The sequence below is a fragment of the Sphingobacterium sp. LZ7M1 genome, assembly GCF_024296865.1.
In the GTDB taxonomy this organism is placed as follows: Bacteria; Bacteroidota; Bacteroidia; order Sphingobacteriales; family Sphingobacteriaceae; genus Sphingobacterium.
Genome location: NZ_CP101134.1, coordinates 1,097,285 through 1,117,595, shown reverse-complemented (window position 1 = coordinate 1,117,595; position 20,311 = coordinate 1,097,285). Strand labels below are relative to the sequence as shown.

19 protein-coding genes are annotated in these 20,311 nt (G+C 41.5%); 15 read left to right on the top strand and 4 right to left on the bottom strand.

Going from position 1 to position 20,311, the window contains the following annotated elements; genetic code table 11:
- Nucleotides 1–50 precede the first annotated feature (50 nt).
- Nucleotides 51–1,403: a nodulation protein NfeD gene (locus NMK93_RS04695; protein WP_254529883.1), complete on the bottom strand. Its 1,353-nt coding sequence runs from the start codon at nucleotides 1,401–1,403 to the stop codon at nucleotides 51–53.
- Nucleotides 1,404–1,437: 34 nt separating this feature from the next.
- Here NMK93_RS04695 and NMK93_RS04690 point away from each other — a divergent pair, with 34 nt between their 5' ends.
- The 3 genes from NMK93_RS04690 to NMK93_RS04680 are packed head-to-tail and all read left to right on the top strand — an operon-like array spanning nucleotide 1,438 to nucleotide 3,766.
- Nucleotides 1,438–2,187, top strand: a complete 750-nt coding sequence (locus NMK93_RS04690; RefSeq protein ID WP_185210409.1) for a hypothetical protein — start codon at nucleotides 1,438–1,440, stop codon at nucleotides 2,185–2,187.
- A gap of 9 nt (nucleotides 2,188–2,196) precedes the next feature.
- The gene (locus NMK93_RS04685; RefSeq protein WP_237219544.1) at nucleotides 2,197–3,123 is read left to right on the top strand and encodes a LysM peptidoglycan-binding domain-containing protein; all 927 of its coding nucleotides are present in this window, start codon (nucleotides 2,197–2,199) and stop codon (nucleotides 3,121–3,123) included.
- A 13-nt stretch (nucleotides 3,124–3,136) separates the two neighbouring features.
- A complete protein-coding gene (locus NMK93_RS04680) occupies nucleotides 3,137–3,766 on the top strand; it encodes a uridine kinase (RefSeq protein ID WP_185210410.1) in 630 nt (209 codons plus the stop codon).
- 221 nt (nucleotides 3,767–3,987) lie between these two features.
- On the opposite strand, the gene NMK93_RS04675 is transcribed toward NMK93_RS04680, so the two are convergent.
- The gene (locus NMK93_RS04675) at nucleotides 3,988–5,211 is read right to left on the bottom strand and encodes an MFS transporter (protein WP_254529881.1); all 1,224 of its coding nucleotides are present in this window, start codon (nucleotides 5,209–5,211) and stop codon (nucleotides 3,988–3,990) included.
- Between the two features lie 92 nt (nucleotides 5,212–5,303).
- On the opposite strand from NMK93_RS04675, the gene NMK93_RS04670 reads away from it, so the two are divergent.
- From NMK93_RS04670 to NMK93_RS04635, 8 genes are all read left to right on the top strand, one after another.
- Nucleotides 5,304–5,825 carry a DUF4442 domain-containing protein gene (locus tag NMK93_RS04670; RefSeq protein ID WP_254529879.1) on the top strand — a complete coding sequence of 174 codons (522 nt, stop codon included), beginning with the start codon at nucleotides 5,304–5,306 and terminating at the stop codon, nucleotides 5,823–5,825.
- A gap of 11 nt (nucleotides 5,826–5,836) precedes the next feature.
- Nucleotides 5,837–6,262 carry a transposase gene (locus NMK93_RS04665; RefSeq protein WP_185218178.1) on the top strand — a complete coding sequence of 142 codons (426 nt, stop codon included), beginning with the start codon at nucleotides 5,837–5,839 and terminating at the stop codon, nucleotides 6,260–6,262.
- A 10-nt stretch (nucleotides 6,263–6,272) separates the two neighbouring features.
- Entirely contained in the window at nucleotides 6,273–6,917 is a 645-nt protein-coding gene (locus NMK93_RS04660; RefSeq protein WP_254529877.1) for an SCO family protein, read from the top strand.
- On the top strand, nucleotides 6,917–7,342 hold the full coding sequence (locus NMK93_RS04655) for a cytochrome c (RefSeq protein WP_254529875.1): 426 nt from the start codon (nucleotides 6,917–6,919) through the stop codon (nucleotides 7,340–7,342). Before NMK93_RS04660 ends, NMK93_RS04655 begins: the two co-directional genes overlap by 1 nt.
- 537 nt (nucleotides 7,343–7,879) lie before the next feature.
- Nucleotides 7,880–8,458 (top strand): TetR/AcrR family transcriptional regulator, encoded by a 579-nt coding sequence (locus tag NMK93_RS04650; protein ID WP_185210416.1) that lies wholly within the window; start codon nucleotides 7,880–7,882, stop codon nucleotides 8,456–8,458.
- Between the two features lie 5 nt (nucleotides 8,459–8,463).
- On the top strand, nucleotides 8,464–9,795 hold the full coding sequence (locus NMK93_RS04645; protein ID WP_254529873.1) for a TolC family protein: 1,332 nt from the start codon (nucleotides 8,464–8,466) through the stop codon (nucleotides 9,793–9,795).
- Between the two features lie 45 nt (nucleotides 9,796–9,840).
- Complete coding sequence (locus tag NMK93_RS04640; RefSeq protein WP_185210418.1) at nucleotides 9,841–10,995, top strand: efflux RND transporter periplasmic adaptor subunit; 1,155 nt, start codon at nucleotides 9,841–9,843, stop codon at nucleotides 10,993–10,995.
- Nucleotides 10,996–11,023: 28 nt separating this feature from the next.
- Nucleotides 11,024–14,194, top strand: coding sequence for an efflux RND transporter permease subunit (locus NMK93_RS04635; RefSeq protein ID WP_254529871.1), 3,171 nt, complete (start codon nucleotides 11,024–11,026; stop codon nucleotides 14,192–14,194).
- A gap of 1,054 nt (nucleotides 14,195–15,248) precedes the next feature.
- On the opposite strand, the gene NMK93_RS04630 is transcribed toward NMK93_RS04635, so the two are convergent.
- Both NMK93_RS04630 and holA read right to left on the bottom strand, forming a co-directional pair.
- Nucleotides 15,249–15,815 (bottom strand): hypothetical protein, encoded by a 567-nt coding sequence (locus NMK93_RS04630; protein ID WP_254529869.1) that lies wholly within the window; start codon nucleotides 15,813–15,815, stop codon nucleotides 15,249–15,251.
- Nucleotides 15,816–15,819: 4 nt separating this feature from the next.
- Nucleotides 15,820–16,827, bottom strand: a complete 1,008-nt coding sequence (gene holA / locus NMK93_RS04625) for a DNA polymerase III subunit delta (protein WP_254529867.1) — start codon at nucleotides 16,825–16,827, stop codon at nucleotides 15,820–15,822.
- Between the two features lie 72 nt (nucleotides 16,828–16,899).
- Between holA and NMK93_RS04620 the strand changes: the two genes are divergently transcribed.
- The 4 genes from NMK93_RS04620 (at nucleotide 16,900) to NMK93_RS04605 (ending at nucleotide 20,277) form a co-directional block, all read left to right on the top strand.
- Nucleotides 16,900–17,370 carry a type I restriction enzyme HsdR N-terminal domain-containing protein gene (locus NMK93_RS04620; RefSeq protein ID WP_185210422.1) on the top strand — a complete coding sequence of 157 codons (471 nt, stop codon included), beginning with the start codon at nucleotides 16,900–16,902 and terminating at the stop codon, nucleotides 17,368–17,370.
- A gap of 41 nt (nucleotides 17,371–17,411) precedes the next feature.
- On the top strand, nucleotides 17,412–18,113 hold the full coding sequence (clpP, locus tag NMK93_RS04615) for an ATP-dependent Clp endopeptidase proteolytic subunit ClpP (protein WP_093098991.1): 702 nt from the start codon (nucleotides 17,412–17,414) through the stop codon (nucleotides 18,111–18,113).
- 5 nt (nucleotides 18,114–18,118) lie between these two features.
- The gene (clpX, locus tag NMK93_RS04610) at nucleotides 18,119–19,369 is read left to right on the top strand and encodes an ATP-dependent Clp protease ATP-binding subunit ClpX (RefSeq protein WP_185210423.1); all 1,251 of its coding nucleotides are present in this window, start codon (nucleotides 18,119–18,121) and stop codon (nucleotides 19,367–19,369) included.
- A 68-nt stretch (nucleotides 19,370–19,437) separates the two neighbouring features.
- A complete protein-coding gene (locus tag NMK93_RS04605; RefSeq protein ID WP_185210424.1) occupies nucleotides 19,438–20,277 on the top strand; it encodes an AMP nucleosidase in 840 nt (279 codons plus the stop codon).
- Nucleotides 20,278–20,311 lie beyond the last annotated feature (34 nt).

The following is a 20,311-nucleotide window of genomic DNA, read 5'->3' as shown; positions in this document are numbered from 1 at the left end:
AATAATCATATCTCTCTTAGAGCCTTTCTATCTCATATCTCAATACTCTCCTACGCTTTACGCTCTGACAACTTCCTTACAAAGAGGTTGTAGTTCTCGTGTTTTTCAACATAGATCTCTTCCCCAACATCTATAAAGCTATCTAAGGAAACCGCATCGTACCATACATTGTCGATTTCTATTTTTCCACTTGGGCGCAGGACCGTTTTGGTCACCCCAACCTTATTGATCAGATTAGGTTTAGCAACTGAAGAGGTATAACCTTCATCCGCTTTTTGTTCATCTTGCAAGACCAGTCGTTTGAAAGTTGGAGATTGCAATACATTTTTGCCAAAAATAACCATCAAGACAATGGTCAAGATCATGGCGCCTATTACTATTATAAAGGAATTCATCAATAATCCTGGTTGGGTAAGTTTAAAATCAAAATAATCATTAGCTACCATTGAGAAAGCCAATCCGCATAAAACTAATATAATTCCCGCAATACCAGCGACCCCAAAGCCTGGAATTACAAATATTTCCAGCACGAGGAGTATGACACCTAAGACAAAGATGGCAATCTCCCAGTTATCCGCTAGGCCCTGAAGGTACAACGGAGCAAAGAACAAAGCAGCACAGACCAGGGCAACCACTAAGGCAAATCCAATTCCTGGAGCCTGTAACTCAAAATAGATCCCTCCAATAATTCCCATGATCAGCAAACCACTAACCAAGGGATTGATCAAAAGGGCAATCAAAGAGTCGACCCAGGTAAGCTTATGTTCAGTGACCTCTGGCTTCTCTATATTGAGATCCGAAAAGATATCCACCTGGCTTTTCACTTCTTTCTTGGCCAGTCCAATCTTGACAGCTTCAGAGGCTGTCAGGGTCAATAATGTACCATCTTCTTTAAGCTCAGGAACCGAAATAGCGGGGTCTACAAATGCCTCGGCAACCTTCGGATCCCTCCCTTTGGCTTCAGCGGTTGCCCGCATCAGGCCACGCATATAGGATTGGTATTTTTCCGGAAGGACTTCGCCCTGTTGATTCACCACCGATGCGGCGCCTAGGCTTGCACCCGAGTGCATGTAAATATAATCCGCTGCTAATGAGATCAATGCTCCTGCAGAAGCAGCATTATTGTTAACATATACAATAGTTTTGAACAGATTTTCGTTTAATAGGCTAGAACGAATAGAATCGGCAAAATTCAAAGCACCACCAAACGTATTAAGATCGATCAATAAATACGCTGATTTGTTCAATTTGGCTTGCTTTATCGCATTTTTCACGGTACGCCATGCATTGGGACCAATATCTTCCTTGATTGGCACAGAATAAACCGTCTGTGCATTAGATTGAAAGAAACTCACAAAGCAAATGACGAGAATACCTAAAATGTATTTTGTAAATTTGTTCATAATAGTGTTTTTTACCGAATTTGCTTGTCATCGGATGACTAAATATACGATAAATAAAATTTTCGAGAAAGCATTCCCTACGAATATCTGGAAAATAGAGATTGACTCCGTAAAGCCCTATGTAGCTATAGAAACTAGGGATGTGGAGACTACTCTGGCTTCTTTCTTTGTGTTCGATTTCGAAGGAAATTGCCTCATGTCACCATGCCAAGCGGATGGAAAGGAATGGACACTGGATTCCATCCAAAATGGCTATTTGATCCTTAAGCGGATCGGTGAACAGACACCGGTGCAAGAAGGGATACAGATCATCCAGATCCATAACAATGAAATTATCTTCAGCAGTTATGAGTTTGTCTTACTCGATGTTTTCAAAGATTACATCCATGCCAGGCACCGTAGCATCTCCTCTGGAGAAAGCATTGCCATCAATATCAAGAATGGAGAATACAGCTCCGCAAACGACATTCAGTTTGATATGGCATGCAACAAAGTACAGTACCCAGTCACGTATCAACAGACCCCACGATTTCTAAAAAATGAACATAACATCGGTCCCCTTTGGTTGAGCAAGTGCGGACACCATTTCCTTTGGTGTTACCACAAGCAGAAAAATGACCATTTCGACCTTTGTTTGGCAACAAGTAATTTAAACCAGATACTAGATCAACAAGTCATACTTCATGACATGGAGAAAATGATTCCCCAACCCTATTTCCAATTAGGAAGTCAAGTCTTCTTTATGTCCTTTAACAAGAGAGAAATTGTTTCATATTTAGTATAATTGCATTCAATGATGAAAGAACGATTATTCAAAAAGTCTTACAAAAAGACTATTATTATATTTTCTGCTGCTTTTTTATTCGCTGGAATCTCTCTGGCACAGGCCCAATCCAGCAATCCTAGTCAAAAGAAAACTGTAGTAAACGGAAAAACTTTTATAGAACATAGTGTCACTGCAAAGGATACTTATTACCAACTGAGCAGGATTTACGGCATTCCCGTGAAGGATATCATGAATGCCAACAATAAAAAGAATTTACGCGTGGGTGATGCCGTCTATATCCCTTTTAAGGAGGAAGAAAAAAAACAGGACAATAAACCGGCGGTTGTTCAGAACGAACCCATCAATAGGGATTCAAAGCCTTTGGGAGATCCCAATGGAGAAACCATTCAGGCTAAGATCTTAACCGAATATAAGGTTGGATCCAATGAAACCCTATATTCCATCGCCAAGCGTTTTTCAACCACAGTAGACAACATAAAAAAGCTAAATAGCCTGGATTCGGACACCGTTCGCGAAGGTCAGACCTTAAAGATTCCAGATGGCAATGTGGTCGTAATCCAGAAAGAAACCGCACCAGCGGCCATCAACCTCCCTATCCCTGAAAACATTTCCAAGGAAGAGATCGAATTCGAAACCAATCGCTACGGCATCCGCGAGAAAAAAGAAAAAGGTATAGGCATCTGGATGGAAAACCTGGAGTCCGGTGGCCGCAGTAACCTGGCTTTGCACCGTACAGCTCCAGTAGGTACAATTCTAAAAATTACAAACCCATTGACAAAAAGTGTTACCTTTGCGAAAGTTGTAGGAAAATTCTCCGATACTGCAGAAAGCAGAGATGCTATTGTTATTCTTTCCAAATCCGCAGCATCTTATATTGGAGCACTTGATAAACGATTCCTTATTGAAATTGCCTACGGCGCACCAGTAAATTAGTGCAAGTTAAAAAATGGACAAACCCTATGTAATTGGAATCGCTGGAAGCAGCGGTTCAGGAAAAACTTTCTTTTTAAAAAGCTTTTTAAATCATTTTTCGCAAGAAGAAGTCACCTTGATCTCTCAAGATGATTACTATATCCCTGCCAATACCAAAACAAAAGAAGAAAATAGGCTCTATAATTTTGACTTGCCGACTTCTATCAACCGCGAGTCGTTCTACCAGCACATCAAGGAACTCTTTGAAGGAAATACGGTATTCCAAAAAGAATACACCTTCAACAATCCTGATCTAGAACCCAAGATGTTGGAAATCAAACCTGCCCCTATCCTAGTTGTTGAAGGCCTGTTTATTTTCCATTATGAGGAAATTAATGAACTGCTGGACTATAGGATCTTTTTGGATGCCGATGAACCCATCGCACTCGAAAGACGATTGAGACGTGACCTTGTAGAACGTGGCTACGACCATGACGATGTTATGTATAAATGGATCAACCATGTGGTCCCTTCATACAACCAATATCTTCTCCCTCACCGTGAAGAATGTGACTTGATCATCCATAACAATGTGGATGACCCACTTGTCATTCAAACCTTCACCAACGATATTGCAATCGAACTCAGAAAAAGAATTGGATAATTATTTTTAATTAATCTAAATTAGCTATCTTTGCATCATGTACGAGACCATGATCAAGCTGCATATTTTAGAAAACAACCCTTTTGAAGACCAGAAGGGTCACTCTCCTTTTAACTCCAATGGAGAACAGGTTTTTAAAAAATGTTGTAAGAAATATAAAAAGGGCAAAAGATGCAAAAAATGCCCAGGTAGATCTGAATAAAAAAAGCTATTCTTCCTCCCTATTCTTCCACATAGTCAAGATCTTTATCAAAGCTCTCCTTTAAGCGCGTAAGGGCAAAAATAGCGATCAATGACAGCAAGACGATCATGATCATGGCCGCAGCGATAATACCCACCCAATTTACCAATACCCCATACATCAATGTCGAAGGAATCAATGCTCCTCGCACAAAGTTAGGCGCTGTAGTGGTAACCGTCGAACGTATATTGGTTCCGAACTGCTCTGCTGCAATAGTGATAAAGGTTGCCCAATAACCCACACCCAGCCCCATCAAGAATGCCAACCACATAAACTCCTGTTCTGAAATCCCTTGCCGGGTCAAATAGATACAAGAAAATAGGAGGATCAATATTTGATAGATAAAAACCACCTTACGCCTTGATCTAAAGATCTGGGCTAACCAGCCGGCAAGAAAATCACCTAAAGAAATCCCCAGATAAGTAAACATCACTCCTTTCCCCGCACTCAGGGTCGTCTGCGCATTCAAGGCCTGCCCAATTTCAGGTGCCTGTGTGACCAGGACTCCCACGACAAACCAAATCGGCAATCCGATGCACAAACAGTACAGGTACCTTCTAAATCGATCCCCATTGTTAAACAGCATCGATATCTTGCCCTTCTGTACCGACTTATTCTCCAAGGAGGAAAACATGCCTGATTCCAAAACCCCGACCCGCATAAATAACAATAGGATCCCCATGCCGCCACCAACAAAATAAGCGGTCCTCCAACTGAACCATTCGGAGATAAAGTAGGCCAAAATCGCCCCTAAGACCCCTACTCCAGCCACGATCATGGTACCATAGCCGCGCTTCTTTCGGTGCATGCTTTCAGAAACCAAGGTGATTCCGGCCCCTAATTCACCCGCTAATCCAATACCAGCAACAAACCTAATTATTCCATAGGTCGTGACATCATGGACAAAACCGTTGGCAATATTGGCTATGGAATAAAGCAGGATGGAACCGAACAGGACCTTCAGCCTTCCATATTTATCACCCAACACGCCCCATATCACACCCCCGATCAGTAAACCTCCCATCTGCATATTGAGAACAAATTCACCCTTGCTGCGCATCTGATCTGCTGGAACCCCGATATCACTGAAAGACTTTATACGGACGATAGAGAAAATAATGAGGTCGTAGATATCAACAAAGTAGCCCAATGCGGCCACAAAAATCAATATCCATACGTTCTTGTTAGGTTTTTGAGCGTCCATAATCCAGGAATATTTATTGAATATAAGGCAGACTTTCTTTTATTACAATAGAACGATGTTTTTTGTTAGAAATTAACTGTATTTTTATCGCCATGAAAGTATCTCCAAATACTTTAAAGTGGGGACTTAGATTGTACCCACCTTTCTTTTTCCAACGCATCTGGGTGCGCAGGATTCTGGACAATTTCTTAGGGGCAGATGTCAAGATCAACAGAAGCATTCTCAACATCAATTCCAATAGAACCATATTTGGAGGGACTATCTTTTCCGCAATCGATCCTTTCTACCCCATCCTTTTGGACCAATATTTCAAACATCAGGGAATAATGCGAACTGTGGCTTGGTTAAAAACAGCCCATATCGACTATATCAAACCCGGAAGGTTTGACTTGGAGGTAAACATCCGCCTTAATCAGCAAATCTTGGATGAAACCCTGCAAACCATTAAAAAGGAAGGAAAAGTGGTCAGAACCTTTCAGACCCAAGTCTTTGACAAACACGGAACCTTATGTGCCGTCGCTCATAATGAAATCTATATCCGTGACCTGGACTTTAACTTCGAATCTTTAAATCCTGCTCCTACTCAAATTGAGAAATCGAGTATAGAACTATAATTTAATTAATCATGAAAAAATTAATCTTATTAAGTGCAGCATTTTCCATTGCATTTGCTTCTTGTCAAAACAAACAGGTTGAAAACAAGGATCAAAAACTTTCTGAACAGGCAATTGCTATCCATGATGAAATCATGCCTCAAATATCACAGTTTGATAAAACGACCATTAAGATCGACTCTATCATCAGCAACCTAGCAACGATCAAGGCAACTAAGGCCGACTTGGATACCGCAAAAACTCGTGTTGACCTGACAAACCTGAAAGATAGCATCGAGAATGCAACAGACCATATGATGACCTGGATGAAGGATTATGATGCAATGAACGAAGATGAAGCCTATCAACAAAAAGAGGTTGACAAAATCAGCGCAATGAAAAATCAATTCGATCGCGTTTCAGAACAAATCAAAACTTCATTAGCAGCATTCAATTAATAAAAACAAAATGAAAAAGTACTTAGGCGGAGCGTTTGCCGCATGTATGGCCAGTGTTGTATTATTCTCCTGTGGACCCACGGAAAGAAAACTGCCTATCTATGGTGAACGTAGTCCAGTTGAAAAAGAAGTCGATGGCAAAAAGGTCGTTGACACCATTTATCATACCATCCCTAATTTCTCTTTCCTAAACCAGGATAGCACAAACTTGACCCAAGATTTTTTCAAGGACAAGATCTATGTGGCCAATTTCTTCTTTACCCACTGTCCAAGTATTTGCCCTACCATGCAACGTAACTTGCTGAAGGCATACGAAAAATACAAAGGCAATGACAAGATCGCTTTCCTTTCCCACAGCATCGACTTCAAATATGACCAACCATCTGTTCTGAAGGATTATGCTACCAAACTGGGAGTCGATAATGATCAATGGCAATTTGTGACCGGAAGCAAAGCTGATATTTACGGCATATCCGAAAAATACATGGTCTTCACCAAAGAAGATCCCAATGCTCCAGGAGGCTATGACCATCAAGGGTATCTAGTGATCATTGATCCTGAGAAAAGAATCCGTGGCGCTTATGATGGCACTAACGATGAACAAGTAAAACAACTATTGGAAGATCTTGATGTCATATTAGCAGAATACAAATAATGATAGCTCGATACTTCATAGGTTCTGTTGCACTCGTTTCCATGCTTTATTTTCTGTTTTCCTGCAATACAGATCTAAGTGTGGAAACGATGCAATATGCTACCAACGGACAGAAAATTTATGTCAAGCATTGCCAAAATTGCCATGGCGCCAATGGAGAAGGACTGGGCAAACTATACCCTCCCCTTACCGACGCCCAGTTCCTGAACGAGAACAGAAGCAAATTGGCATGCATCGTCAAAAACGGCATGTCCGGCGAAATCAAAGTCAACAACACCCTATTCAATCAACAGATGCCAGGAGTACCCGAACTCTCCGCTGTCGATATCGCCTATGTCCTTACCTATGTCACCACCTATTTCGGCGATAGCAAAACCCATTTCAAAAAAGAAGAAATCGAAGAGTTTTTGCGCAATTGTGAATGAGAGACATTAGACAATAGACATAAGACACTAGACCTTTCTGAAGGAAAGCAAATAAGTCATTAAGAAAAAAAACAAGCTAATTGTTGGAAAGTCGGCATTACTGTCGGGGGCACATTCCAGCGCCATATTGTAAAGATGCTGTTGGTCTATCCTCTTATCCAATAAATTCCAATTAATCCTAGTTCTAATCCCAGATCTTGGTCTATCCTCTCATCCTTTCCATCCTGGTTCAAACCCAGATCTTGGTCTATCCTCTTATCCCTTCCATCCTGGTTCAAACCCAACCCTACCTATTCATCCTCAACACTTTACACAAACCCCTGGAAAAAGAAAAAGGTTTTCAAACGGGGAGAATGAAAACCTTTAATAACCAATTATAAACCTAAATTATGATACTACAAAGGTAAGTGTAAAAAATACACACGTCAAGGGGAAATTGAATATTTAACAATTTCTTAACATAGCATCCGATTTAATCGCATTTATAACGAATACGTGACACAATTGCCTCAAAAAAAAGCCTACATTTGCAACCGAATGAACATTCAATTGACAGAAAAGAAAGAGCAGATCTTCTTTAGCACACTAAAACTAATTAATACTCATGGGTTTCACGGATCTCCAATGAGCAAGATTGCTAAAGATGCAGACGTAGCAGTAGGCTCGATCTATCATTATTTCCCTTCCAAAGAGGATTTAATCTTAGAATTATACTGGTATTGTAAAGAAAAATTGAACAATCAGGTTTTTTCAGCCATAGACCCTACCTTGGCGTACGAAAAAAAATTCAAGCAAATCTGGAGAAACCTCGTGTTGTACTATCTGGACAACCTAGACCATTTCGGGTTTTTGGAACAATTCTATGGATCCCCTTTCTATGAAGGTATCCGTAAAAACATCTTCCAACAAAAGTCCGAAAGAAACGTTTTGCTTCATTTTTTAGATGAAGGGGTCCGCTTAAAACATTTGAAAGATTTAAATGTTCGACTATTAATATCTGCCTACTTGGGCGTAGCTATCTCCCTGGTTAGGGGCTGCTTATACGAAAAATCAAAACCTACTGATCAAGAAATTGAAACCATGGTAGACATCATTTGGAACGGGGTTAAAAAATAATATATATGAATTTTAGAATTAAGGACTTATTAGTTTATCTTTCCTTTACTGCGATCTCTGTAGGATCAGTATTTGCCCAAACGACAAATAACCTGAACAGTAATGCCACCTTGGACGAATTGATCCAATATGCTTTGGAAAACAAAATCGAAATCAGACAAGCACAGATCGACCAGGAAATCGGCGAACGCGAAATCGCATCAGCCCTTTCGGGTTGGTTCCCGCAAATCAATGCCAACGGTAGCCTCACCCACTTTACGCAATTGCCAACCGCCAATATCAACGGCCAGAACATTGCAATGGGACAGAGCAATACCTCCGCATTGACCTTTCAAGCAGATCAAGCAATAATTAACCCAGGCTTGTTCCAAGCTTCTAAGGCTGCCAAATTCATCAGACAACAAAATGACCTTAGCGTTGAAGACACTAAAATCAATACCGTAGTCGATGTCAGCAAAGCTTATTACGATATCTTAACAAGCGAAGAACAGATCAACATCATCCAGGAAAACATCGCACGCCTGAACCGCCAGTACACGGAGGCCAATGCACGTTATGAAACTGGATTGGTCGATAAAACAGACTATAAAAGAGCCCAGATTTCTTTGAACAACGCTAAAGCTGAATTAAAATCTGCATTGGAGTTTAGAAAATATAAATATGATTATCTAAAGACCTTGTTGGGCTTGAACCCAACAAACGGTTTGACGCTCTCTTTTGAGAACCAAAACATGGAATCCAATGTTCTGATGGATACCACAGATGTCCTGAATTATAACAACCGCGTTGAATTGAGACAATTGCAGACCATGAAGGACATCCAAAAACTGAACACACAGTATCAAAAATGGCAATTCCTTCCTAAGTTAGGAGCCTTTGCAAACTACGGTCTTAACTATAGGAACAATTCATTCGCGGACCTGTATGGCGATAACTTTCCACAGTCCAGCTTTGGCCTGAGCCTATCCTTCCCTATTTTCCAAGGAGGAAAACGCGTGCAAGAAATCCGAAAATCAGAGTTGTTGGAATCAAGAATTGATATGGACATTGAAAACCTAGAAAACCAGATCGGTGCTCAATATTCCGCTGCCATGGCTAACTACCGTGCCAATATCAATGAATGGAGAAATGCAAAAGAAAACGTAGAGCTTTCAGAAGAAGTATACGCTACGATCAAATTACAATATGATGCAGGGGTAAAGACCTATCTAGAGCTGATGACTGCGGAAACAGACTTGAAAACAAGCCAATTGAATTACTTGAACTCGCTGTATGCCGTACTGTCAAGCAAACTAGATATTCAAAAAGCATTGGGAACAATCAATTTTGCTAATTAATACAACAACATCCACAATACAATTCACATAAGAAACTACGAAAACATGAATACAACTCGTTTATTTTCAACAATACTTTTAGGCTCTGGACTGTTCTTTACAGCTTGTGGCAACAAAGAGGGATCAAAACAACAAGGTCCTGGGCAGATGCAAGCGCAGGCCATGCCTGTTACCATGGCTGTTGTACAACATGAAATCGTTTCAGGACAGCATAGCTATCCAGCGAACGTTGTTCCATTACAAGAAACTGAAATTAGAGCAGAAGTCTCTGGCTATATCACCAATATCAGCGTTGCTGATGGTGCCCATGTCAGCAAAGGACAGAAACTATATGATATCGACCGCGTTCGTTATGCAGCTGCAGTCGACCAAGCCAAAGCAAATCTTGAAATCGCTAGAGCTAACCTAGCTCGTGTGGAAAAAGACTTGCAACGCTATCAGACCCTAGCAGATAAAGATGCGATCGCTAAACAAACATTGGATTATGCATTCACTGATGTCAATAATCAAAAAGCACAGGTACAAGCTGCCGAAGCTGCTTTAACTACTGCTAGAGTTAACTTGCAACGTTCTAGCATCGTCGCACCTTTCTCGGGAACCATTGGTATCTCCCAAGTGCGTAATGGCGCTTTAGTATCAGCCGGAACAACCTTATTGAACACCATCAGTTCAACAAACCCAATTGCTGTAGAATTCCAGATCAATGAAAAAGAGATCATGGAGTTCAGCAACCTTCAATCAGGTAAATCAAGTACCCAGATCAACTTGACTTTGCCAGATGCAAGTACTTATGGTTCTCATGGTAGAATCTCAACAATTGACCGTGCAGTGGATCCTCAAACAGGTACTTTAAAGGTTAGAGCTACTTTCGACAATCCCAACAATACTTTACGTGCAGGTATGAACTTGAACTTGAATGTGGTAAGTACTTCAAAAGAAGAAGCTGTGGTAATTCCTTACCGTGCCATCTTTGAGCAGTTAGGTTCATTCTCTGTTTATACGGTAACCGACAGTAGTACTGTGGACTTGAAACAAGTAACATTAGGACAAAAATTAGGCGACCGTGTCGTGATTACAAAAGGTATCAACCCTGGAGAGAAAATCGTCGTTGATGGGGTAACCTCATTGAAACCAGGCGCAAAGGTTGTGGACAAAGCCACAATGGCTCCTCAACAACCTCAAGCTCAACCGAAAAAATAAGTGCTGTTCCACAAAATATAATTAACGAATGATCTCAGAAGTATTTATAAAAAGGCCGGTAACGGCGATGGTGGTATCCATTTTGATTTCGATCATTGGGGTTATCGCGATCACAACCTTACCTATCAGTCAATATCCCAATATTGCGCCCCCTACTGTATCGGTTTCAGCAACCTATACAGGTGCGGATGCACAAACAGTAGAAAAAACAGTAACGACACCTATCGAGAGTCAGATCAACGGTACTCCCGGAATGATCTATATGAGTTCCAACTCAACCTCCGATGGTGGTTCACGTATCACGGTAACTTTTGAAGTAGGTACCGATATCGATATTGCAACCTTGGACGTACAGAACCGTGTGAGTATCGCAGAACCCGTATTGCCAGAGGCTGTACGCCGTTTAGGGGTAACCACGCGTAAGGTTAATACCGATATCTTGATGATGGTTTCCTTGGTATCCCCAGATGGTAGCCGCGATATCAACTTCCTATCCAACTACATCAACCTTTACCTGAAAGACGCCTTATTGCGTGTCCCTGGTGTGGGTGATGTGCAAGCTTTCGGTCAACCATTCGCCATGCGTGTATGGTTAGATGCCAATAAACTTGCTAACATCGGGATGTCTCCAGCAGATGTCAATACAGCTATCCAAGAACAGAACTCCCGTATGCCGGGTGGTTCGGTAGGTGCCCGTCCTCAGGAAAACATGCAGGTATTTGAATACCCAATCGTAATGGACTCCGATTTGGAGGAAGTGGACCAATTTGAAAACATCGTAGTAAAAACAAATGCAGATGGTTCCATCGTGCTTTTGAAAGATATAGCTAGAGTAGAACTAGGACAATTTAACTACGGTATTACCAACAAGGTAAATGGAAATACAGCATCGGGTATGATGATTTCCCAAACCCCTGGTGGTAATGCGGTGGAAACTGCCGATGGTATCTATAAGACCTTGGAGGAATTGAAGAAGTCATTCCCTACAGGTGTTGATTATGTTGTAGGTTATGAAACTGTATCGGTGGTAAACGCTTCCATCAGTTCCGTAATCCATACCCTAATCGAAGCCATGATCTTGGTAACCTTAGTGGTATTCTTCTTCCTACAAAGTTGGAGAGCAACCTTGATCCCATTATTGGCGATTCCAGTATCCATTGTGGGTACATTTATCTTCTTTACCTTATTTGGCTTCTCGATCAACAACTTAACGATGTTGGCATTCGTACTCGCCATCGGTATCGTAGTGGATGATGCCATCGTTGTGGTGGAGGCCGTCCAGCATTATATCGACCATTATAAGATGGATGCGAAAGAAGCGACCATGCGTGCCATGAAGGATATTACAGCGCCCGTTATTGCCATTGCCCTGATCTTGGCAGCGGTGTTCGTTCCGGTAGGATTTATCCCAGGGATGGTTGGTAAACTGTACCAACAGTTTGCGATTACCATTGCTGTATCCGTAATGCTTTCGGCATTTATTGCACTTTCCCTGACGCCTGCCTTATGTTCGATCATGTTGAAACCTTCGGCAACAACAAAGGACTCCAAGGGTTTGAACAAATTCTTCTATAAATTCAACGTTTGGTTCGACAAGGTGACCTACCGCTATTCCAAAGGTGTTAAAAAAGCGATTAAGTCAGCTCCACTGGTATTGATTATCTTGGTCTGTATCTTCGTAGGAACCGGATGGATGTTTACCGCTAAGAAAGCCGGATTTATCCCTAATGAGGATGGTGGTATCTTCTTTATGGGAGTCAGCTTACCAGAAGGGGCATCCAGTGCACGAACCGAAGAAGTCTTGACGGAATTGACGAACGATCTTCGTAAGGAATTCCCAGAAATCAACTATGTGACTTCCATCAACGGTATGAACTTATTGAACCGTTCTGCAAAACCAAACGGTGCATCCCTTTTCGTATCCTTAAAACCATGGGATGAAAGACAGAAAACCGTATCTGATATCACAGGTGCCATCATGGGTAAATATCGAGGCTATTCGAAGGCTACTGTAATTGCTGCAACTCCGCCGCCAATCCCTGGTTTGGGTACCGCGGGTGGTTTCACCATGGAGATCCAGGATAGACAGACTGTCGATATCAAAGATTTCGAAGCAATGGTAGGCCGATTCTTGGCTGCTGCAAACCAACGCCCTGAAATTGGAATGGCCTATACCCTTTTCAACAGTAATTCACCGAACTACAAATTACAGGTAGACCGTGAAATGGCTAAACGTATGGGTGTTCCCGTTTCCAATATCTATAGCACTATATCTTCTTACTTAGGTAGTAGCTATGTGAATGACTTTACCAAATACGGCCGTAACTTCCGTGTAGTAACACAGGCAGATACCAGCTACCGTATGCATATCGAAGACATCAATAAATTATATGTGAAAAACGTTCAGGGTCAACCAGTGCCTATCTCAAACTTAGTGCGATATGAACTGACAACAAACCCTTCGATCGTCAACCACTTTAACATTTTCCGTTCGATCCAGATTTCTGGAGAGGCTGGTCCAGGTTACTCATCCGGTGATGCCATCCGCGCATTGGAGGAAGTAGCTGCTCAGACCCTTTCCGATGGATATTCGTTTGAATTCTCAGGACTATCCCTGCAAGAGAAACAGTCGGGTAGCAAAACCATCCAGATCTTTGCACTCTGTATCTTGTTCGTGTTCTTGTTATTGGCTTCATTATATGAAAGTTGGTCGGTACCATTCTCCATCCTGTTATCTGTACCTCTAGGTATATTCGGAGCGATCTTAGCATTGACCTTATTACCTAACTTGGACAATAACATCTATGCACAGATTGGTTTGGTAACCATTATCGGTTTGGCGGCCAAGAACGCGATCTTGATCGTGGAATTTGCCAAGGAACGGGTGGATATCGGAATGAACCTGGTTGAAGCAACGCTAGACGCTGTTAAACTTCGTCTGCGTCCGATCATCATGACCTCATTGGCATTTATCTTAGGTATTATCCCATTGATGTTGTCTACAGGTGCAGGTGCTGTATCAAGACAGACTATCGGCTGGACCGTATTCGGGGGTATGACAGCAGCAACTTTCCTTGCCATCTTTATCGTACCGGTGCTTTTCGTAGTGATTACACGAATGGCTTACGGTAAAAAGAAATTAGCAGAATTGGAAGCTAGTTTCGATGAGGAGAAAAAGAAAAGCCTAAGTGCGCACTAATTTAGTTTAACTCCATATTTTTAAAAGGCTCGTTCAGCAATGAACGAGCCTTTTTTGTTTGATATCTTCCCAAGATTTTAGGCATATGCCATCCGACACATAGGACGTACTAGACTAGATGAGGGGAAGAAAGTTAAAAAAATAATGAAAGTTTTTGGCAAGAACCTTCGGGATTCCTTTTACTCTCATTCGAGGCATATTCGGAATTTTCAATATATGCCTCGAATAAGGTCCGATTGATGTCCAATGGATCTTAAAAATTTTTAATTTTTGATTTCAACAAAAATGGAATCGGAAAACTTATTGTGAAGTGCGATGCTTTAAATCTATACAATTTCTAAGGAAGAATCGAGTTTTCCATGTTAAGGAATTTTGAATACGTAGAAGGGGCTGTTTGTATGGTTGTTGGTATTGAACCAGGATGGAAGGGATAAGAGGATAGACCAAGATTTGGATCAACATTTCGCTGGAAAGTCCATCATACTGTTGGGGAGTATCGAATACGCCCAGCCCCAAAGACTCTGTTTTCTTGTAGCTTCGGTACAGGAAATGTACGCCAATACATTATTTTCTTCAGTTTAGTTTATAAATAAGGTACTGTCCCGAGATATTTCGTTCCTACCAATGAACTGTGTTCCTAGATATTTAGACCCATATTAATTTTCCAGAAGAATATTTTTTATCCGCCATACATCCCCGGAGGGGATGAATTATTTTAGCATGGATGGTAAACAATATAGGGCTAATGCAAAAACGATGTTCGATTAATCGAACATCGTTTTTGCGCGACTTTCAGGCTAACGTGCTATGCCAGCTAAAATAATGGAACCCCAAAAGGGGGTCTATATTTAAAAATAAAAGAGCTAATAGATTTTCATTGCCAACATGCTGTCATCACCTTCCGATAAATTTAGTTCAAATTTTAAACCCTCAACATGACAAAAAAAGGAAAATTGACGGTACAAGAAAGTACCCAATTTTATCCATATTGATTGATATTAATGGAGTGTATTTTTCTCAAATTCCTTCGAATGGACCTCAGCATGAAAACACCTTACTTCAGCATAATCCCCACGGAAAGGTTCAGATGTTGATGATCGAAATTGCTGGTATAAAAACTACCATGCAGTTGTTGGTAGGCATAAGTGGCTGAAATCGTGAATTTGGTTTTGCTCAGGGAGTCAAAAAGGTAAAAGACACCTGCTTTGCCCATAAAGCCTTTATCATAGACCGGACCGATACTCGCAGAATAACCAGCATTAGCCAAGAAACCGATTCTGGATGCTTGTCCAAAATCCTTCACTGGCAATCTTGCATCAATGAATATTGGAAAAAGATTACGGTCATATTTGGATTTCCTCCCATCGGTATTTGCTACTTCCCCAGATTTGCTGTAATCTCCTTTCAGGGTTTCATTACCAATCCCTAGCCCTAAATAGGCTTTATCATCAAAGTTCTTTCCAAAAATAAAATGCAGGGAATATCCATTGAAGGTGCCTTCATAACCGGGATTACGGAGGCCAAGATTTCCACCACCTTGAATTAAGGTATAATAGGAGCTTTGGGCAAAACCCAAGCTACTGATCAGCATCAGGATAAGAAGAGAAAATAGCTTTTGCATGTTTTTAGTTTAATATTTTATAGATCAGTTCGGTCAACAGATCACCGGATTCAGTCAGGTGTCCCACATTCATTCCTTTTGATTTCAGGTCGAATTCCTTGATCAGATGGATGATTTCAAAGGTTTTCCTTCTATTGAAGTTCCTAGCGGCATATTCGTATTCCTTGACGAAAAACGGATGTACCCCGAGCTGCTTGGCAGCCACGGCCGAAGATTTATCGGGTAGGTAATGGTATTTCAGGATCTTGGTGAAATAGGTGCCCAGAAAACCAATCACCACCGGCATCGGGTTACTCTTTGGGTTGGCAGCAAAATAATCCACGATCTGGAAAGCTTTCAGCGCATTCCGCTTGGAAAGAGCGGTATTCAATTCAAATACATTGAAGTCCTTGCTGATACCGATGTTCTGCTCCACATCCACAGTGCTGATTTCTTTGTCTGCAGGAATATTCAGTTGCAGTTTTTCGATTTCATTGGCAATCTTAGATAGATCGGTCCCCAAGTATTCGGCCATCAGCGCAGCTGCCTGCGGATGCACCCTTCTCCCTGAAGCATTCAGCTGCTCATTGATCCAGGCTGCCACCTTATCTTCATAGAGCTTATTGGATTCCAGCACCACTCCTGCCTTCTCCAATAATTTAAAGGATTTTTTCCGCTTATCAAACTTGCTGTATTTATGGGCAAAAACCAATACGGTTGAAGGAGTTGGCTGTTCTAGGTATTTTTGCAGGAGTTCATCATCCTTCCATTTCAGGTTCTGCGCTTCCTTGACCACAATGACCTGATGGTCACTCATCATGGGATAGCGTTTGGCCATGCTGATAATGCTGGAGAAGTCCGCATCCTTACCGTACACGACCGACTGGTCGAAACCCTTTTGGGCATCGTCGAGGACGGTATGTTCTATGGCATCAGAAATCAGGTCGATAAAGTAAGGTTCTTCACCATGCAGTAGGTAAACTGGGGCGAGTTTTTTTTTCTTGATATCGGATAAAATGGATTGGACATTCATGCTGTACGAAAGTACGAAAATACATAGACTTTTGCTTGTTGGAAAAGGTTGGAAAATTTCGTAATTTTGTAAATGTTTAGACCGGTTCCTTTGAACTTACCGCCCTTTCCGGCAAAAATCAGCAAAAAACAGGATCAGTATTATATTTTCGACGAGCTGCGGAAGAAGCATCTTTTGTTGACACCGGAGGAGTGGGTACGACAACATTGGGTCAGTCATCTGAACAGGCACTATCAGTACCCGATGTCCTTGATGAAGATCGAGGGCGGCCTATCCCTGAACAGCCTGCAGAAAAGGAGTGATCTGGTGATTTATGACCGAGAAGGATCGCGCGTACTTTTGGCAGAATTCAAGGCTCCATCTGTCAAAATTACCGAAAAAACATTCGAACAGATCGCAAATTACAACAGTATTTATAAAATCCCCCTTCTTTTGGTCAGTAATGGAATTGAGCATTATTATTGCAGGATAGATTTCGAGGAGGAGAAATTTACATTTATAACGGAACTGCCATCTTTTGGGCAGGAAAATTTTGGATATTAAAATAAATATTATATTAGTAGCATAAAGACAGAAAGAATCACATGAATATAGATAAAAACGAATTTAGAAAGTATGCTATCAAGCATCATAGAATTGGAAGCCAACATGTAGATGGTTACATTTCTAGACTACAACAACAAATTCCGAGCAACCTTACGCCATACATCATCGAAGAGAGACAACTGAATGTAGCTCAGATGGACGTATTTTCACGTTTGATGATGGACCGTATCATCTTTTTAGGAGATGGCATTAATGATCAGGTTGCAAATATCGTTCAAGCACAGTTATTGTTCTTGCAATCGACCGATGCGCAACGTGACATACAGATCTATATCAATTCACCAGGTGGCAGTGTATATGCTGGTCTAGGCATCTATGATACCATGCAGTACATCTCTCCTGATGTAGCAACGATCTGTACCGGAATGGCAGCCTCAATGGGTGCTGTATTATTAGTGGCAGGTGCTAAAGGTAAACGTGCAGCATTGCGTCACTCCCGTGTGATGATCCACCAACCATCTGGAGGTGCACAAGGTGTAGCTGCAGATATGGAGATCAACCTGCGTGAAATGTTGAAATTAAAAGAAGAATTATACACGATCATCGCTGATCATTCGGGCCAGACTTACGACTGGGTTGAGAAGTCATCAGACCGTGATTATTGGATGCGTGCCGCTGAAGCCAAAGAATTTGGTATGATAGATGAGGTATTGCTACCGAAGAAGAAAGAAACAAAATAATAACAATGAGTAAATCGAACAATAGAGATATCCATTGCTCATTTTGCGGAATCAGTAAAAATGAAGCGCAAATGCTTATTGCGGGTGATGGTGCGCATATCTGCGACAGATGTGTGCAACAAGCTGGGGAGATTTTGGCGGAAGAGCTTAAGCAACGCAAGAATAAATCTATTCAAACTGCTCTTAAATTAATCCGTCCAAAGGAAATCAAGGAACATTTGGATCAATACGTGATTGGACAAGATGATGCGAAGAAAGTCATCTCTGTAGCGGTTTACAACCATTACAAACGTTTAAACCAACGTGTTGAGTCGGATGAGACCGAGATTGAAAAATCCAACTTGATTATCGTCGGAGAGACCGGAACAGGTAAAACCTTATTGGCAAAGACCGTTGCCAAGATCTTGAACGTGCCATTCTGTATCGTGGATGCTACAGTTTTGACAGAAGCAGGATATGTCGGTGAAGATGTGGAAAGCATCTTGACCAGATTACTGCAAGCTGCAGACTATGACGTCGCTGCCGCAGAACGTGGAATCATCTATATCGATGAGATTGACAAGATCGCTAGAAAAAGCGATAACCCATCGATCACCCGTGATGTTTCAGGAGAAGGCGTTCAACAAGCATTATTGAAGATCTTGGAAGGAACCAATGTCAATGTTCCACCTCAAGGTGGCCGTAAGCACCCTGATCAGAAAATGATCTCGGTAAATACCAGCAACATCCTGTTTATCTGTGGTGGTGCATTTGACGGTATCCAAAAGAAAATCGCAAACAGATTGAGAACTCAAACTGTTGGATATAAAATGAAAGATGAGGATCAGGAAATTGACCTGAACAACTTATATAAATACATCACTCCGCAAGATCTTAAGAACTTCGGATTGATCCCTGAGTTGATCGGTCGTTTGCCAGTTCTTACGCATCTGAACCCATTGGATAAGGAAACTTTGTTGAATATCCTTACCCGACCTAAGAATGCCTTGGTAAAACAGTATATCAAGTTGTTTGAGTACGAAGGGATCAAGCTGTCATTCGAGCCAGAGGTTTATGACTTCATCGTTGACAAAGCTTGGGAATTCAAATTAGGGGCCCGTGGGTTACGGAGCATTTGTGAGGCAATCATGCTGGATGCCATGTTCGAAACACCGAGCAATAAGGAAAATTCAGAAGACAAGACCTTGCAGATCAGTCTGGATTATGCAAAGAACAAGTTTGCTAAGACGGACTTTAAGAAACTGCAAGTCGCATAAAAATCTAAACCCTCGCCAATCACGCGAGGGTTTTTTGTATTAGGAAATTATTAAGAAAGGATGAAATTATGACTAAGAAAAAAGACGAAAAACAAGAAAATATCGAAGAGGTAAACTCCCCTATTAAAGCAGGATTAAAGACAAAAGAAGATATTGTGAACAATTGGCTGCCTCGTTATACGGGTAGACCCTTGGAAGAATTTGGGGAATATATATTATTGACCAATTTCAGCAATTATGTGAAGTTGTTTTCGCAGATGCATGGCGATGCGCCGATCATGGGCGAGGACAAACCGATGCAGACCTGTACCGCAGACGGCATTACCATCATCAATTTTGGTATGGGTTCTCCCGTTGCTGCAACCGTGATGGACCTATTGACAGCCATCCACCCGAAAGCAGTGCTATTCCTAGGTAAAACAGGGGTATTAAAGAAGAAAATAGATGTAGGTGAACTGATCCTTCCGATCGCTGCGATCCGTGGAGAAGGGACTTCCAATGATTATCTGCCACCTGAAGTACCATCACTACCGGCCTTCGCTCTGCAGAAAGCCATTTCCACCACCATTAGGGACCACTCCCGTGATTACTGGACCGGAACTGTCTATACCACCAACCGTCGCGTTTGGGAGCATGACAAGCAGTTTAAGAAATACCTAAAGAGCATCCGTGCCATGGCCGTAGATATGGAGACTGCAACGATCTTTTCGGTAGGATTTGCCAACAAGATCCCTACTGGTGCCCTATTATTGGTTTCAGACCAACCAATGGTACCGGAAGGCGTTAAAACAGACAAATCTGATGTGACGGTTACCAAATCTTATGTGGAAACCCATGTGAAAATTGGAATTGATGCCTTAAAGCAATTAATCAACAATGGCTTAACGGTAAAACACTTGAAGTTCTAAAAAATATCTACTTTTGTGGTAGACAACAAACAGA

What these genes read in the sequence shown, in the direction of transcription:
- NMK93_RS04695 (WP_254529883.1), bottom strand. Translation starts at nt 1,403, where the DNA reads ATGAACAAATTTACAAAATACATTTTAGGTATTCTCGTCATTTGCTTT.
- clpP (WP_093098991.1), top strand. Translation starts at nt 17,412, where the DNA reads ATGAATATAGATAAAAACGAATTTAGAAAGTATGCTATCAAGCATCAT.
- NMK93_RS04680 (WP_185210410.1), top strand. Translation starts at nt 3,137, where the DNA reads ATGGACAAACCCTATGTAATTGGAATCGCTGGAAGCAGCGGTTCAGGA.
- NMK93_RS04675 (WP_254529881.1), bottom strand. Translation starts at nt 5,211, where the DNA reads ATGGACGCTCAAAAACCTAACAAGAACGTATGGATATTGATTTTTGTG.
- NMK93_RS04650 (WP_185210416.1), top strand. Translation starts at nt 7,880, where the DNA reads ATGAACATTCAATTGACAGAAAAGAAAGAGCAGATCTTCTTTAGCACA.
- NMK93_RS04640 (WP_185210418.1), top strand. Translation starts at nt 9,841, where the DNA reads ATGAATACAACTCGTTTATTTTCAACAATACTTTTAGGCTCTGGACTG.
- NMK93_RS04665 (WP_185218178.1), top strand. Translation starts at nt 5,837, where the DNA reads ATGAAAAAATTAATCTTATTAAGTGCAGCATTTTCCATTGCATTTGCT.
- clpX (WP_185210423.1), top strand. Translation starts at nt 18,119, where the DNA reads ATGAGTAAATCGAACAATAGAGATATCCATTGCTCATTTTGCGGAATC.
- holA (WP_254529867.1), bottom strand. Translation starts at nt 16,827, where the DNA reads ATGAATGTCCAATCCATTTTATCCGATATCAAGAAAAAAAAACTCGCC.
- NMK93_RS04660 (WP_254529877.1), top strand. Translation starts at nt 6,273, where the DNA reads ATGAAAAAGTACTTAGGCGGAGCGTTTGCCGCATGTATGGCCAGTGTT.
- NMK93_RS04630 (WP_254529869.1), bottom strand. Translation starts at nt 15,815, where the DNA reads ATGCAAAAGCTATTTTCTCTTCTTATCCTGATGCTGATCAGTAGCTTG.
- NMK93_RS04645 (WP_254529873.1), top strand. Translation starts at nt 8,464, where the DNA reads ATGAATTTTAGAATTAAGGACTTATTAGTTTATCTTTCCTTTACTGCG.
- NMK93_RS04690 (WP_185210409.1), top strand. Translation starts at nt 1,438, where the DNA reads ATGACTAAATATACGATAAATAAAATTTTCGAGAAAGCATTCCCTACG.
- NMK93_RS04605 (WP_185210424.1), top strand. Translation starts at nt 19,438, where the DNA reads ATGACTAAGAAAAAAGACGAAAAACAAGAAAATATCGAAGAGGTAAAC.
- NMK93_RS04685 (WP_237219544.1), top strand. Translation starts at nt 2,197, where the DNA reads ATGATGAAAGAACGATTATTCAAAAAGTCTTACAAAAAGACTATTATT.
- NMK93_RS04635 (WP_254529871.1), top strand. Translation starts at nt 11,024, where the DNA reads ATGATCTCAGAAGTATTTATAAAAAGGCCGGTAACGGCGATGGTGGTA.
- NMK93_RS04670 (WP_254529879.1), top strand. Translation starts at nt 5,304, where the DNA reads ATGAAAGTATCTCCAAATACTTTAAAGTGGGGACTTAGATTGTACCCA.
- NMK93_RS04620 (WP_185210422.1), top strand. Translation starts at nt 16,900, where the DNA reads ATGTTTAGACCGGTTCCTTTGAACTTACCGCCCTTTCCGGCAAAAATC.
- NMK93_RS04655 (WP_254529875.1), top strand. Translation starts at nt 6,917, where the DNA reads ATGATAGCTCGATACTTCATAGGTTCTGTTGCACTCGTTTCCATGCTT.